Below are 14234 nucleotides of genomic sequence, written 5' to 3' on the forward strand. Positions count from 1 at the left end.
CTCACATGACCCGCCGCGCAGCCCTCGTCGTCGTCTCGCTCGTCGTCGTCGCACTCGTCGGCGTGGCGCTGCTCGCGATCCCCGGCTCGCCCATCCACAAGAAGACGACGCTCGGGCTCGACCTCCAGGGCGGCCTCGAGGTGACGCTGCAGGCCGTGCCGCCGAAGGACCGGCCGCTGACCAAGGCCGACCTCGAGCGCTCCGTCTCGATCATGCGCGACCGCGTCGACCGCCTCGGCGTGTCCGAGCCGGAGATCCGCACGCAGGGCTCGGACCAGATCGCGATCCAGCTGCCCGGCGTCAAGGATCCCGCCGCGGCCGCGAAGATCATCGGCAAGACGGCCACGCTCGAGCTCTACGACCTCGAGGCGAACCTGGCGCCGCCCTCGATCGACGCACGCCGGTTTCCGGTCGAGAAGGCATCCGTGTACGACCTCCTCGCAGGCCAGCAGGCGCTCGCCGCCAGGGGCGCTCCCGACCAGTACTGGCTCTTCGACGGCAAGAAGAAGCTGGTCGCCGGGCCCGTCTCCACGAAGGCGGCAGCCCTGCGCAAGTTCGGCGGCAGGGTGCCGAAGGCGTTCAAGCTCTTCGCCGTGCCGCCCGGCACCGTCGTCGTCTCGTGCGCCCCCGGCGACATCTGCCCCACGCAGTCGGGCGGCAACATCGCGCCCGTGCGCCTCTGGTACCTGCTGAAATACGATCCGCCGGCCGTGCCCGAGATGACCGGCGCCGACCTGAAGCTCTCCGGCACGCGGCAGGACTTCGACACGCAGACCAACCAGCCGATCGTGACGATGCAGTTCACGAAGGCGGGCGCCCGCAAGTTCGCCGAGATCACCCGCCGCGAGGCCCAGCGCGGCAAGCTGCTGACGAACACGATCGGCGGCGGCCAGAAGATCGAGCAGCACTTCGCGATCGTGCTCGACCGCGAGATCAAGTCGTTTCCGTCGATCGACTGGGAGCGCTATCCGGGCGGCATCTCCGGCTCGAACGGCGCGCAGATCACCGGCAACTTCACGATCCAGGAAGCCAAGGACCTCGCGCTCGTCTTGCAGACCGGCGCGCTGCCCGTGAAGTTCGTCACGCTCGACCAGACCGCGATCTCGGCCACGCTCGGCAAGGACTCGCTCAACGAGGCCAAGAAGGCGGCGCTCATCGGCCTGCTCGTCGTCGCCCTCTTCCTGCTGCTCTTCTACCGCCTGCTCGGACTCGTCGCGGTGCTCGGGCTCGGCATCTACGCCGCCTTCCTCTACGCCGCGATCCTGCTCTTCAACGTCACCCTGACGTTGCCGGGCTTCGCCGGCCTCGTGCTCACGCTGGGAGTGGCCGCCGACGCGAACGTCGTCATCTTCGAGCGCATCAAGGAGGAGTCGCGCGCCGGCCGGAGCGTGCGCGCGGCGATCCAGACCGGCTACACGAAGGGCTTCCACACCATCGTCGACGCCAACGTCGTCACCGCGATCACCGCGCTCGTGCTGTTCGCCGTCGCCACCGCCTCGGTGCGCGGCTTCGCGTTGATGCTGCTGATCGGCACCGCGGTCTCGATGCTCACCGCCGTGCTCGCGACGCGCGCGCTGCTGTCGCTGCTCGCGGGCTTCAAGTGGTTCGAGAGCCCGCGCTTCGTCGGCGCCGAGGGCCGCGGCATCCCCGGCTGGCTGAAGCTCGACTACATCGGCCGCCGTCGCATCTGGCTCACGATCTCCGGCGTCGTGGTCGCGGTCTCGATCGTCGCGCTCCTGTTCCTGCGCCTCAACCTCGGCATCGACTTCAAGGGCGGCACGCAGCTGTCGTTCAAGACGGCGGCGCCGGTCTCGCTGGAGGCCGTCCGCGCCGAGACCGCCAGAGTGGGCAGGGCGAGCGCCGTCATCCAGGGCCGCGGCACGGCGACGAACGGCAAGTATCGGAGCTTCCAGCTGCGTACGGAGACGCTGACGGCCGCCGAGACGGCTCAGCTGCAGTCGAGCCTCGCGCGCTCGGTCGACGCGGAGGCGTTCGGCGCGAAGAACGTGTCGTCGAGCTTCGGACGCCAGATCGCCCGCAGCGCGATCTTCGCGATCGTCGTCTCGCTGCTGCTCATCGTCGGCTACATCTCGACGCGCTTCCAGTGGCAGTTCGCGGCGCCGGTGATCATCGCGCTCGCACACGACGTGATCATCACCGTCGGCGTGTACGCGCTCGTCGGGCGAGAGGTGACGACGTCCACGGTTGCCGCGGTGCTGACCGTGCTCGGGTACTCGATCTACGACACGATCATCATCTTCGACCGCATCCGGGAGAACGTGCCGCTCATGAAGCGCGGCTCCTACCGCCAGATCGTCAACGTGTCGCTGTGGGAGACGATCCCGCGCTCCCTCGCCACCTCGTTCATCACGCTGCTGCCGATCCTCGCGCTGCTCGCGTTCGGCGGCGACACCCTCAAGGACTTCGCGTTCGCGCTGCTCATCGGCATCGCCTCCGGCGCCTACTCGTCCATCTTCGTGGCGGCGCCCATCCTGTCGATGATCAAGGAGCGCGAGCCCGAGTACGCGCGCCGCAAGCACGAGGACGTGGCCGGCATCCAGTCGGTCGGCGGAGTCGTCGTCGAAGCGGCTCCCGCGCCCGCGCCCGCTCCCGCTTCCGCGCCCGCGCCCGCCGCCCCCGCCGCCGTTCCGTCGTCGGCGAAGCGCGAGCGCCGGCGCCAGCGCCGCTCGAATCGCCCGCACGGCCGCGCCCGCTAGCACAGCTCCGCGACAGGCTGTCACGAGAGCCCCGCCGGGAGAGCCGCCCGTCTGCTACTCCTACGCCGATGGTCGAGACGGGCGACGCGCCGAACGGCACGTACGAGCGGACGCTCGAGCAGCTCCTGCTCGCCGGCCTCGGCTGGGTCTCGCTCGGCGCCGAGGCCGCCGACCAGGTCGCCGACGAGCTCGCGCGGCGCGTCGGCATCGACCGTGACGAGATGCGGGGCGCCTTCCGCGACACGGTCACGAGCTGGCGGCGGGAGGCCGAGCGTCTCGGCACGCGGCGCGGCGAGGCCGGCGACAGGGCGCTGCGGCGGCTCGGCCTCGCCCGTCGCGAGGACGTCGAGGATCTCGCCCTCCGCGTGGCCCAGCTCGAGCACCGGCTGCGCCTCCTCGAGAGGCGCTCCTGACGCCTCGAGCGCGCGACCTCTTCGCATCGGGACTGCGCGCGTCCACAATGCGCACATGAGCCCCGTGCGGCCCCAGCGCAAGATCGGCCGGCTCTCCGAGATCGGGCGCGTCGCCACCCGGCACGGCTTCGGCTACCTCGTCGACCGGCGCCGTCGGGACGATCGACGCGAGCCCGCCGACCGGGGGCGCCGGCTGCGCGAGATGCTCGACGAGCTCGGCCCGACGTTCGTCAAGTTCGGCCAGCTGCTCTCGACCCGCCCGGACCTCGTGCCGCCCGACATCGTCGCGGAGCTGCGCGGGTTGCAGGACGACGTCAGCCCGTTCCCGTTCGCCCAGGTGCGCGAGGTCGTCGAGACGGAGCTCGGGCTCACCGTCGAGCAGGCGTTCACCGCCTTCGACGAGCATCCCATCGCCGCCGCGTCGATCGGCCAGGTACACCGGGCGACGCTCCCGAACGGGCAGCAGGTGGTCGTCAAGGTGCAGCGCCCCGCGGCTCCGCGCCAGGTGGAGTCAGACCTGCAGTTGATGCGCTCGGCCGCCCGCGTCGTGCGCGAGCGCGTGCGGGCGCTCGACTTCATCGACGCGGAGGCGCTCGTCGAGGAGTTCGCGCGCTCGATCCACCAGGAGCTCGACTACGGCAACGAGGCCCGCAACGCGGAGACGTTCCGCCGCAACTTCGGCGACTCCGAGCAGGTCGTCGTGCCGAAGGTGATCCGGCCCTACTCGGGGGAACGGGTGCTCACGCTCGAGTACCTCGAGGGCGCGCAGTTCGCCGACCTCGATCTCGAGTCGCGCTCCCCGGAGGAGCGGCGCGAGCTCGCCTACCGCATGACCGACGCGTGGATGACGATGATCTTCCGCCACGGCTTCTTCCACGGCGACCCCCACCCGGCCAACATCCTGCTGCTCGAGGACGGCCGCATCGGCCTCGTCGACTTCGGCCTCGCCGGCCGCCTTACCGAGGAGGACATGACCCGCCTGACGCGGCTGTTCGTCGACGCCGCGACGGAGAACGTGGAGGCGCTGCCGCGCCGCCTCTCCGAGCTCGGCCTGCGCTACCCGAAGGAGCGCGAGGACGAGCTGCGCGCCGCGATCGAGGACCTGTACTACCGCTACTACGGCTCGAGCCTCTCCGAGATCGATCCGATCGAGGTGATCCGCGAGGGGCTCGACCTCATCTACTCGCTCAACCTGCGCCTGCCGAGCAGGTTCGTCGTGCTCGACAAGACGATCGCGACGCTCGGCGCCGTCGGCATCGAGCTCTACCCGGAGTTCAACGTGTTCGAGGTCGCGCGGCCGTACGCGCGCGGCCTGCTCGCCGACCGCTTCTCGCCGCGACGGATGTCGCTGCGCGCCCAGCACGAGGTGCGCGAGCTCGCGGGGATCGCGCGCGAGCTCCCCTACCAGGCGCGCGACGTGCTCGAGCAGGCACGGCAGGGGCAGCTCGAGCTGCAGCTGCGCAACCCGGGGCTCGACGACCTCGCCTACCACATCGACCACGCGCTCAACCGCCTGGCGGTAGCGCTGATCGTTCTCGGCGGCCTCGTCGGCTCGTCGATCGTCGGCGTGCTCGCCAAGGAAGGGCCGCGCGTGATGGGCCTCCACGCGCTGTCGTTCGTCGGCTTCGTGATCTCGAGCCTGTTCGGCCTCTGGCTCGTGTGGGGCATCGCCCGCTCCGGCCGGCTGTAGCGGCCTTGGCGCGGGCGGCGTCGCCCGTGCCGGCAGTGGACGGACCCCACGCACCCGTCCCTTCCGGGCGGCTGGGGACGGATGGTCACACATCCGTCCGAATGGACATCTGGCGCGGCGCGCGGCGGAGCTCTAGCGTGGCGCCCGTGCCCACCGAGCTGCTTCTCGTCGAGTCGGAGCCCGAGACGCGGGGGTTCCTCGAGCGCCATCTGCGCTCCGACGGCTTCCGCGTGCACGAGGCGGGCTGGGACGCGCAGGCTCTCGACATCGCCGAGCGCTCGCGCCCGCACGTCGTGATCGCGGGGGAGCCCGATCTGTGCGCGCGGCTGCGGGAAGGGGAGCCCGGCCGTCGCTGGGACCGGAACGTCCCCGTGATCGTGCTCGCCGACCCCGATGCCGACCCCGTCGACCGCGTGCGCGCGTTCGAGAAGGGAGCCGACGACGTGGTCGAGCGCCACCTGTACCTCGAGCTCGTGGCGCGGATCCACGCGCTGCTGCGCCGCTCCGGCGTCGGCCTCGCGGACGTGCTCGAGGTCGGCGACCTTGTCATCGACCACCGTGCCCGGCAGGTGCGCCTCGGCGGCGTCCCGGTGCCGCTCGCCGCGAAGGAGTTCGACCTCGCGGCGCGACTCGCGAGCGACCCGGAGCGCGTGTTCTCGAAGGAGGAGCTCCTCCGCGACGTCTGGGGGCTGAGGGGCCGGCTCGTGACACGGACGGTCGACTCGCACGCCTCCCGGCTGCGGCGGAAGCTGCGCGCCGCGGGCGACGGACGCTTCGTCGTCAACGTGTGGGGGAAGGGCTATCGCATGCTGTGAAGCTGTTTGCGGAGCGTCCTCGGGGCTTCCGGCGGCGCGCGGCGAGGGGTCGAGTAGCGTGCGCGCATGGAGCCCGGACGCCGCGTACGCCTGCTGACCCTGCTCGCGACCGCGCTCGGGTCGTCGCTCGCGTTCCTCGACACCACGGTCGTGGTGGTGGCGCTGCCGCGGATGGAGGAGGACCTCGGCCTCGGCCTCTCGGGCCAGCAGTGGGTGTATCTCGCCTACGCGCTGTCGCTGTCGGCCTTCTACCTCGTCGGCGGCGCCGTCGGCGACCGCGTCGGGCTGCGGCGCACGTTCGTCCTCGGGGTGGTCCTGTTCGCCGCCGCGTCGCTGCTGACGGCGCTCGCGCCCGGCGAGGGCGTCCTCGTCGCCGGGCGCGCGCTGCAGGGGGTCGGCGGCGCCGTGCTGACGACGACGAGCCTCGCGCTCCTGCGCGTCACGTGGGCGGGAGAGGCCGGTCGCGCGATCGGGCTGTGGACGGCACTGACGAGCATCGCCACGATCGGCGGGCCCGCGCTCGGCGGTCTCATCGTGCAGACCGTCTCGTGGCGCCTGGTGTTCCTCATCAACGTACCGCTTGCGGTCGTGACGATCGCGCTCGCCGCGGCGGGCCGTGGCGCGGACGAGCGCTCGCGGGGCCGCTCGACGCTCGACCTCGTCGGCTCCTCCCTCGTCGCGGTCGGGCTCGCCGGCGTCAGCTACACCCTCGTCGAGGTGCGCGAGCGCGGCCTCGCCCACGTCCTGCCGATGCTCGCCGTGGGGCTGCTCGCGCTCGCCCTGCTCGTCGCGTGGACGCGCCGGGTCGCCGACCCCATCGTCCCGCCCGCGCTGCTACGGGTGCCGGGCCTCGCGGCTGCGAACCTCGTCACGCTCGTCATGTACGCGGCTCTCGGCGCGCATGTGCTGTTCCTTCCGGTCTACCTGCAGTTTCTCGGCCTCGGGCCCGTACTCGCCGGGCTCGCGTTCGCGCCGCCGAGCATCGCCCTGATCCTGCTCGCGCCGCGGCTGGGACGGTACGCCGACCGCAACGGGCCGCGGCTGCCGATCGCCGCCGGAGCGGCGACGATCGGGGTGGCGGCGCTCCTCCTGCTGCAGGTCGCGACACGCGCGCAGGCGTGGACGTGGGGCCTGGCGAGCATCGTCGTCTTCTCGCTGGGGCTCTCGGCGGTGGTGGCGCCGGTCACCGCCGCTGCCCTCTCATCCGCTCCGGAGGCGCTCGCCGGCGTCGCGACCGGACTCAACCAGACGGTCGCGCGCGTCGGCGGCATCCTCTCGGTTGCCGCGATCGGCGCGCTCGCGGGCGCGCTCTTCGCGCGACGTGGCGGAGCAGGCGACACGCCCTTCGACCCGCGGGCGTCGGGGGTGGCGCGCGACGCGGGGGTGAGCGCCTTCCACGCCGTCGCGCTGTCGGTGGCAGCGCTCGCCTTCGCGGCGGCGCTGCTGGCAACGGCATGCCTGCGCGGCAGCCGTCAGAGGAACACGCCTTCGAGCCGCAGCAGCGTCTCCTTGCGCTCGAGCCCACCCGCGTAGCCGACGAGGCTGCCGTTTGCGCCCACGACGCGGTGGCAGGGCAGCACGATCGGCACCGGGTTGCGGTTCATGATCATGCCGACCGCCCGCGCCGCCTTCGGGTTGCCCGCGCGCGCGGCGAGAGCCGCGTAGGTCGCCGTCGCGCCGAAGGGCACGCGGGCGAGCTCGGCGAGCACGCGCTCGGTGAAGGGCGGCGCGGCGCGCAGGTCGATCGCGAGGTCGAAGGCGCGCCGGCGGCCGGCGAAGTACTCGTCGAGCTCGCGGCGCACCGGGTCGACGCGCGACGGCGCGCGCAGCACGCGTGGGCCGGCCTGCCGTGCGAGCCGCTCGAGGTGGTGCTCGGGCTCGTGGTCGAACGAGATGCGCAGGACGCCGCGGTCGGTCGCCGCGACGAGGAGCGGCCCGATCGGGCTGTCGACGATGTCGTAGCCCGCGTCGAGCAGGCCGGCGCGGACGGCGGCCTCGCGGAAGCGGCGGTCGAGCTCGGTGGGAACGCTCATGCCTTCCTCTCCTTCCGCAGGCGGCGGACGCCGGCGGATGCGGCCTGCCGGGCGGCGTCGGGGCTCGAATCGAGGGCCGACGCGATCTGGTCGTAGGCGAGGTCGTAGCCGTAGCGCAGCACGACGGCGGCCCGCTCCTTCGGCGGCAGCCCGTCGGTGAGGTCGCCGAGGTCCTCGTAGGCGGGCCGCGCGTCCTCGTGCGGCAGCTCCGGCAGCTCGGCGGTCGGGGTTGCGCGCCGCTGCGCGTCGAGCGCGACACGCGAGGCGATCGTCAGCACCCAGGCGCGCAGGTGCGTGCCGTGCTCGAGCCGATCGTAGGCGCGCAGCGCCCGCAGGAACGTCTCCTGGAAGGCGTCGTCGGCGCGGTCGCGTCCGAGCCTGCGGCGCAGCAGCCCCAGCACCTCGGAGCTGTGCGCCTCGTAGAAGACCTCGAAAGGTGGAATGGCCACCGCGCTCATCATCACGTGAAACGCCGCGCGCCGGCGCCGCGTGAGATGCCCGGACGGCGCGGGCTGGACGACGGCCGTCGCGATGCGGCCGCGAAGCACGGCGCCGCCTGCTCGGCCGGCGGCGTTTCTGGGACACGTGGTCTCTGGGACGCGTGGTCTCTGGGACACGGGGTTTCTGGGACACTGCGCCGATGCGGGTCGCCGTCGTCGGGCACGTCGAGTGGATCCGGTTCGCCCGGGTCGAGCGCATGCCCGGGGAGGGCGAGATCGCGCACTCGAGCGGGAGCTGGGAGCAGGCGGGCGGCGGCGGCGGCGTCGCCGCGATCCAGCTCGCGCTGCTGGCCGACGAGGCGACGCTGTTCACCGTGCTCGGCGACGACGAGCTGGGACGGCGGGCGCGCGAGGAGCTGGAAGCCCGCGGCGTGCGGGTGCGTGCCGCGGTCGATCCCCGCCCGCAGCGCTGGGCGTTCGTGCACGTCGACGAGGTGGGGGAGCGCACGATCACGACGGTCGGTTCGAAGCTCCGACCGCGCGGGCACGACGACCGCCTGCCCTGGCACGAGCTCGCGGAGATGGACGCGGTGCTGTTCATCGCCGGTGACGTCGACGCGCTCTGCTGCGCCCGGCGCGCGCCGGTGCTGACGGCGACCGCGCGCGAGCTCGACACGCTGCGCCGGGCCGGGCTGCAGCTCGATGCGCTCGTCGGGAGCGGGGAGGACGAGGCGGAGCGCTACCGCCCCGGCGATCTCGACCCGGAGCCGTCCCTCGTCGTGACGACCTCAGGCGCGCTCGGCGGCTGGATGCAGCCGGGCGGCCCGTACACGGCCGCGCCCGTGCCGGCCCCGCGCGAGGATGCCTACGGCTGCGGAGACTCGTTCATGGCCGGGCTCACCTACGCGCTCGGCGCCGGTGTCGGCCCCCACGAGGCCGTCGCCTTCGCGGCCCGCTGCGGCGCGGCCGCGTTGACGGGCCGTGGCGTCGCGCCGCAGCCCGTCGCGCTGTAGCCGACGCGCCGCCCCGGCCCGCGCCGGCGAGGGATCGGAGAGCGCCCCGCACGGCGGCGCTCGCCCGTGGTAGCGAGGGGTTGCAAAGTGGGGATTAGTGGTCTAAAGTGGGGATCCGTGGGAACAACCCGGGAGCCCCGACCATGTTCTTCGGCGAGTACGAGCACGCGATCGACGACAAGAGCCGGCTCACGCTGCCGGCTCGCTTCCGTGACGCGATGGCAGGCGGGGTCGTCCTCGCGAAGGGCCTCGACGGCAGCGTCGACGTCTACCCGCGGGCGACGTGGGAGATGAACGTCGTCGAGCGCATCGGCCGTCTCGACCCGCTGCTCCCGGACACCAGGCTGCTGCAGCGCCACTTCTTCGGCGGCGCCTCGGAGGACACGCCCGACAAGCAGGGACGGGTGCACCTGCCGGCCGCGCTCGTGCGCCACGGCAAGCTCGCGAAGGAGGTGACGGTGGTCGGGAACTACGACCACCTCGAGATCTGGGATCGCGCCGCCTGGGCGGAGCGACTGGAGAGGATCGAAGGGAGCGCGGACAATGTTGCCCAACGTCTTGCCGAGCAACACGGCTGATCACACCCCCGTCCTCGCGGACGCGGTGCGCGCCCTGCTCGCCGTGAAGCCCGGCGAGACGGTCGTCGATGCCACGTTCGGCGCGGGAGGGCACGCGCGCCTGCTCGCCGACGACCTCCACGGCCGCGGCAAGCTCGTGGCGATCGACCGCGACCCGAGCGTCAAGCCCTACTTCGACCGCCTCAAGGCACGGACCGGCGCCGACCTGCGCTTCCTGCGCGGCGACTTCGCCATCGTGCTCAGCCAGCTCGCCGCCAACGGCGTCAAGGCCGACGCGATCCTGCTCGACATCGGCGTCTCGTCGATGCAGATCGATCGTCCCGAGCGCGGCTTCTCGTACGCCACCGACGCGCCGCTCGACATGCGCATGGACCCCTCCGCCGAGGTGACGGCGGCGACGATCGTCAACACCTGGGACGAGCGCGAGCTCGCCACGATCTTCCGGCGCTACGGCGAAGAGCGCTTCGCCGCGCCGATCGCAGGCGCGATCGTGCAGCGGCGCGCGCGGCAGGCGTTCTTCCGCACCGCCGACCTCGTCGACGTGATCAAGGCGGCGATCCCGACGCCGGCCCGCTTCGGCGAGGGCCACCCGGCCAAGCGCGTCTTCCAGGCGCTGCGGATCGCCGTCAACGACGAGCTCGGACAGCTCGAAGCCGCGCTTCCCGCCGCGCTGGAGATGCTCCGTCCCGGCGGGCGCATCGCGGTGATCAGCTTCCACTCGCTGGAGGACCGCATCGTCAAGCAGTTCTTCGCCGCGCGCGCGAAGGGCTGCACCTGTCCGCCCGACTTCCCGATCTGCGTGTGCGGGAAGGAGCCGCAGCTGCGCGTGCTCACCCGCAAGCCGGTGCGGCCGTCGGCGCACGAGCGCGACGACAATCCCCGCTCCGCGTCGTCGCGGCTACGCGCCGCGCTGAAGGTCTGATGTCCACCATCGCCGAAACCCGTCCCGCGCGCGTACGAGCGCGCCGCGGCGGCCGCACCGCTTCGGCGGCCGCCACCCGGCGGCCGTTCGCCGGCGGCATCGCCTGGATCGTTCTCGTCGGCGTCCTGCTGGCAGGCGTCGTCGCCGTCAACGTCGTCGTGCTGCAGCTCAACGTGCAGCTCGACGGGCTCGGCCGCGAGCGCGCGCAGCTGAAGGCCGACAACGCGCGGCTGCGCTCCCGCCTCTCCAGCGCCTCGGCGAGCGTACGCATCGAGCAGGCCGCCGCCGCGAACGGGCTCCAGGCGGCCGATCCGCTCACCACCACCTACGTGCGCCTGAGCACCCGATGAGCGAACGGATCGCGAACCGCCGCATCCGCCTGCTCGTCGTCTGCTTCGCCCTCGTCTTCGCCGTCAGCCTCGGCCGCGCCGTCTGGGTGCAGGCGCTGCAGCACGACCGCCTCGCGGCGATGGCCTCGACCCAGCGCCGCGAGACGATCGAGATCCCCGCCGGCCGCGGCACCATCTACGACCGCACGGGCGAGCCGCTCGCAATCGGCGAGCAGGCGACGACGGTGTACGCCGACCCGCGAAACATCGCCGACGCCCAGAAGGCGGCGAGCGTGGTCGGGCGGACGCTCGGGCTCGACCCGTCCAAGCTGTACCAGTCGCTCAAGGATCGCTCGAAGGGATTCGTCTACGTGCAGCGCAAGGCCGACCCCGCCAAGGCCGAGGCGCTGACGAAGCGCGACATCCCCGGCCTCGGCTTCTATCCGGAGGAGCTTCGCGCGTACCCGCAGGGCACCGTCGCCGCGCATGTGCTCGGCTTCGCCGGCACCGACAACCGCGGGCTCGACGGGCTCGAACGCGCGCTCGACAAGACGCTCTCCGGTCGCGCCGGCTCCGAGACGATCGTCAAGGATCCGTTCGGGCGGGCGATCGACGTCGTCACCTCCCGCCCCGAGCGTGCCGGCCGCAACGTCACGCTGACGATCGACCACCAGATCCAGGCAAACGCCGAACAGGTGCTCGCCGCGACGGTCAAGCGGTTCAAGGCCAGGGGCGCGGCGGCGATCGTGATGGATCCGCGCACCGGCGCGATCCTTGCGATGGCGAACTACCCGACGTTCGACGCCAACGCGTTCGGCAAGGCCTCACCCGAGGCGCGCCGCAACCGCGCCGTCACGGACGCGTACGAGCCCGGCTCGACGTTCAAGATCGTGACGATCGCCGCCGCGCTCGAGGACAACGTCGTCACGCCGGCGTCCAAATTCACGCTCGCGCCGACGATCAGGGTCGCCGACCGCGTCATCCACGAGGCCGAGTCACGTGGCACGGAGCGCATGACCGTGAAGGAGATCCTCTCGAAATCGTCCAACGTCGGCACGATCACGATCGCGCAGCTGCTCGGCGCGGGCGAGCTGTCGAGCTGGATCGACCGCTTCGGCTTCGGCAAGCCGACCGGCATCGACTACCCCGGTGAGAGCCGCGGGCTCGTGCTCCCGCTCGAGCAGTGGTCCGGGTCGACGATCGGCACGGTGCCGATCGGGCAGGGCATCGCCGTGACACCGCTGCAGATGGTGTCGGCCTACGCGACGATCGGAAACGGCGGCGTCCGGCGCACGCCGTACCTCGTCGAGAAGGTCGGCAGCCGCAAGGCGCGCGTGCCCGCCGGGCGCCGCGTCGTCTCGACCGCTACCGCGCAGCGGATGATGGCGATGTTCCGCGGCGTGGTCGTCGAGGGCACCGGTACCGAGGCCGCAGTTCCCGGCTACACCGTGGCGGGGAAGACGGGTACCGCGCAGAAGGCGGAAAGAGGGCGCTACGTGCGCAAGTACGTGGCCTCCTTCGTCGGTCTCGTGCCCGCGAAGAAGCCGCGCCTCGCGATCCTCGTGATGGTCGACGAGCCGCGCGGGAACATCTACGGCGGCGTCGTCGCCGCACCGGCTTTCCGCGACATCGCGCGCTTCGACCTCCAGTACCTCGAAGTGCTGCCGGATGCGCCGGAGACGAAGCCCGCGCTCACCGCGGCCGCCGGTCCTCCGAACCAGTGACCGGGGCGGCGCCGGGCCGCTGCGGCGCCGGGCCGCGACCCGGCGTCCCGGGCTGAGCTCGCCCGTACAATCCGCTCCCGTGGATCTCGCCGCGATGATCCGAGCGCTCGCGCCCGGCGAGGTGGCCGCCGGCCGCGACGTCGAGATCGCCGACCTCTGCTACGACTCCCGCCGCGCGCTGCCCGGGTCGCTCTTCTTCTGCGTGCCCGGGGCCCACGTCGACGGCCACGATTCGGCCGGCGAGGCGGTCGCGGCCGGCGCCGTCGCCCTCGTCGTCGAGCGGCTGCTCGACCTCGACGTGCCGCAGCTGCTGGTCGAGGACGCCCGCGTCGCGATGGCGGTCGCGGCCGACGTCTTCTTCGGGGAGCCCACGCGCGAGCTCGAGGTTGCCGGCGTCACCGGCACGAACGGCAAGACGACGACCGCCTTCCTCCTCCGCTCCGTGCTCGCGGCCGCAGGTCGCCGGCCGGGGCTCGTCGGAACGGTCGCATGGGAGGTGGGCGGCGAGCGCCGCGCCGCGCCCCACACGACGCCGGAGGCGATCGACCTGCAGCGACTCTTCCGCGAGATGCTCGACGCCGGCGACCGCAGCGTCTCGCTGGAGGCATCCTCCCACGGCTCCGTCCTGCACCGGCTCGACCGCGTCCGCTTCGACGCGCTCGTGTTCACGAACCTGTCGCAGGATCATCTCGACCTGCACGGATCGATGGAGGACTACTACCAGGCGAAGCGACGCCTGTTCACGGGAGCGCAGCCGCCGCCGGCGGCCGTCAACGTCGGCAACGAGCACGGCCGCCGCCTCGCCCTCGAGCTCGCCGAGGCGCACCGCGCGCCGCTCGTCACGTTCGCTGTCAGCGAAGCGGCGGATGTGCGCCCCGAAGGCCTCGTGCTCGATGCGCGGGGCAGCCGCTTCACCGCGGCCGGCGTCGAGATCGAGACGCCGCTGCGCGGCCGCTTCAACGTCGAGAACGTGCTCGGTGCGATCGCCGCCGGGCTCCTGCTCGACATCGCCGACGACGTGATCGCTCGCGGGATCGCCGCGATGACCGGCGTGCCGGGCCGCTTCGAGGCGGTCGACGAGCAGCAGCCGTTCGCGGTCATCGTCGACTACGCGCACACCCCCGACTCGCTCGACATCGTCCTGCAGGCGGCGCGCGACCTGGGCGACGGCAGGGTGATCTGCGTGTTCGGCGCGGGTGGCGACCGCGATCGCGGGAAGCGGCCGCTGATGGGCAGGATCGCCCGCGCGCGCGCCGACGTCGCCATCGTGACCTCGGACAACCCTCGCAGCGAGGATCCGCTGGCGATCATCGAGGACATCCTGCAGGGGGCCGGCACGGACGTGGAGGTCGACCCCGACCGCCGCGCCGCCGTCCAGCGGGCGATCGCCCTCGCCGAGCCGGGAGACGTCGTCGTGATCGCCGGCAAGGGACACGAGCAGGGCCAGGACGTCGGCGGCGTCGTGACGCCCTTCGACGACCGCGAGGTCGCGCGCGAGGCGCTGCGGGAGCGAGGCTGGGCGTCCGCGTGAGCGCCCGCGCAGAGACGGCTCGGAGCGAC

At 72.6% G+C, this 14234-nt stretch carries 13 protein-coding genes; 11 read left to right on the forward strand and 2 right to left on the reverse strand.

Annotated features, from left to right (window positions below):
• The first annotated feature begins 5 nt into the window (after positions 1-5).
• The 5 genes from secD to Gocc_RS03875 all read left to right on the forward strand — a co-directional run bounded on the left by secD (position 6) and on the right by Gocc_RS03875 (position 7168).
• Positions 6-2717: a protein translocase subunit SecD gene (gene secD, locus Gocc_RS03855; RefSeq protein WP_181813347.1), complete on the forward strand. Its 2712-nt coding sequence runs from the start codon at positions 6-8 to the stop codon at positions 2715-2717.
• A 68-nt stretch (positions 2718-2785) separates the two neighbouring features.
• On the forward strand, positions 2786-3130 hold the full coding sequence (locus tag Gocc_RS03860) for a phasin family protein (RefSeq protein ID WP_114795242.1): 345 nt from the start codon (positions 2786-2788) through the stop codon (positions 3128-3130).
• Between the two features lie 55 nt (positions 3131-3185).
• On the forward strand, positions 3186-4820 hold the full coding sequence (locus Gocc_RS03865) for an ABC1 kinase family protein (RefSeq protein ID WP_114795243.1): 1635 nt from the start codon (positions 3186-3188) through the stop codon (positions 4818-4820).
• A 146-nt stretch (positions 4821-4966) separates the two neighbouring features.
• A complete protein-coding gene (locus tag Gocc_RS03870) occupies positions 4967-5635 on the forward strand; it encodes a response regulator transcription factor (protein ID WP_181813348.1) in 669 nt (222 codons plus the stop codon).
• Between the two features lie 66 nt (positions 5636-5701).
• Complete coding sequence (locus Gocc_RS03875) at positions 5702-7168, forward strand: MFS transporter (RefSeq protein ID WP_114795245.1); 1467 nt, start codon at positions 5702-5704, stop codon at positions 7166-7168.
• Here the strand turns inward: Gocc_RS03875 and Gocc_RS03880 are convergent.
• Together Gocc_RS03880 and Gocc_RS03885 are read right to left on the reverse strand one after the other, a co-directional pair.
• Positions 7108-7668 (reverse strand): methylated-DNA--[protein]-cysteine S-methyltransferase, encoded by a 561-nt coding sequence (locus Gocc_RS03880; RefSeq protein WP_114795246.1) that lies wholly within the window; start codon positions 7666-7668, stop codon positions 7108-7110. The genes Gocc_RS03875 and Gocc_RS03880 overlap by 61 nt on opposite strands.
• Positions 7665-8216 (reverse strand): RNA polymerase sigma factor, encoded by a 552-nt coding sequence (locus Gocc_RS03885; protein WP_114795247.1) that lies wholly within the window; start codon positions 8214-8216, stop codon positions 7665-7667. Before Gocc_RS03885 ends, Gocc_RS03880 begins: the two co-directional genes overlap by 4 nt.
• A gap of 92 nt (positions 8217-8308) precedes the next feature.
• On the opposite strand from Gocc_RS03885, the gene Gocc_RS03890 reads away from it, so the two are divergent.
• The 6 genes from Gocc_RS03890 to Gocc_RS03915 all read left to right on the forward strand — a co-directional run bounded on the left by Gocc_RS03890 (position 8309) and on the right by Gocc_RS03915 (position 14205).
• The gene (locus Gocc_RS03890; RefSeq protein ID WP_114795248.1) at positions 8309-9121 is read left to right on the forward strand and encodes a PfkB family carbohydrate kinase; all 813 of its coding nucleotides are present in this window, start codon (positions 8309-8311) and stop codon (positions 9119-9121) included.
• Positions 9122-9264: 143 nt separating this feature from the next.
• Complete coding sequence (gene mraZ / locus Gocc_RS03895) at positions 9265-9699, forward strand: division/cell wall cluster transcriptional repressor MraZ (protein ID WP_114795249.1); 435 nt, start codon at positions 9265-9267, stop codon at positions 9697-9699.
• Positions 9680-10621, forward strand: a complete 942-nt coding sequence (gene rsmH / locus Gocc_RS03900) for a 16S rRNA (cytosine(1402)-N(4))-methyltransferase RsmH (RefSeq protein WP_220150431.1) — start codon at positions 9680-9682, stop codon at positions 10619-10621. The genes mraZ and rsmH overlap by 20 nt, the downstream gene beginning before the upstream one ends.
• On the forward strand, positions 10621-10971 hold the full coding sequence (locus Gocc_RS03905; protein WP_114795251.1) for a hypothetical protein: 351 nt from the start codon (positions 10621-10623) through the stop codon (positions 10969-10971). The genes rsmH and Gocc_RS03905 overlap by 1 nt, the downstream gene beginning before the upstream one ends.
• A complete protein-coding gene (locus Gocc_RS03910) occupies positions 10968-12674 on the forward strand; it encodes a peptidoglycan D,D-transpeptidase FtsI family protein (protein ID WP_114795252.1) in 1707 nt (568 codons plus the stop codon). Before Gocc_RS03905 ends, Gocc_RS03910 begins: the two co-directional genes overlap by 4 nt.
• Before the next feature lie 79 nt (positions 12675-12753).
• On the forward strand, positions 12754-14205 hold the full coding sequence (locus Gocc_RS03915; protein ID WP_220150432.1) for a UDP-N-acetylmuramoyl-L-alanyl-D-glutamate--2,6-diaminopimelate ligase: 1452 nt from the start codon (positions 12754-12756) through the stop codon (positions 14203-14205).
• Positions 14206-14234 lie beyond the last annotated feature (29 nt).

Source organism: Gaiella occulta (assembly GCF_003351045.1).
GTDB lineage: Bacteria > Actinomycetota > Thermoleophilia > Gaiellales > Gaiellaceae > Gaiella > Gaiella occulta.

Excerpts from the sequence above, each read along its gene's own strand:
- secD (WP_181813347.1), top strand. The coding sequence starts at position 6 with ATGACCCGCCGCGCAGCCCTCGTCGTCGTCTCGCTCGTCGTCGTCGCA.
- Gocc_RS03860 (WP_114795242.1), top strand. The coding sequence starts at position 2,786 with ATGGTCGAGACGGGCGACGCGCCGAACGGCACGTACGAGCGGACGCTC.
- Gocc_RS03865 (WP_114795243.1), top strand. The coding sequence starts at position 3,186 with ATGAGCCCCGTGCGGCCCCAGCGCAAGATCGGCCGGCTCTCCGAGATC.
- Gocc_RS03875 (WP_114795245.1), top strand. The coding sequence starts at position 5,702 with ATGGAGCCCGGACGCCGCGTACGCCTGCTGACCCTGCTCGCGACCGCG.
- Gocc_RS03880 (WP_114795246.1), bottom strand. The coding sequence starts at position 7,668 with ATGAGCGTTCCCACCGAGCTCGACCGCCGCTTCCGCGAGGCCGCCGTC.
- Gocc_RS03890 (WP_114795248.1), top strand. The coding sequence starts at position 8,309 with ATGCGGGTCGCCGTCGTCGGGCACGTCGAGTGGATCCGGTTCGCCCGG.
- mraZ (WP_114795249.1), top strand. The coding sequence starts at position 9,265 with ATGTTCTTCGGCGAGTACGAGCACGCGATCGACGACAAGAGCCGGCTC.
- Gocc_RS03905 (WP_114795251.1), top strand. The coding sequence starts at position 10,621 with ATGTCCACCATCGCCGAAACCCGTCCCGCGCGCGTACGAGCGCGCCGC.
- Gocc_RS03910 (WP_114795252.1), top strand. The coding sequence starts at position 10,968 with ATGAGCGAACGGATCGCGAACCGCCGCATCCGCCTGCTCGTCGTCTGC.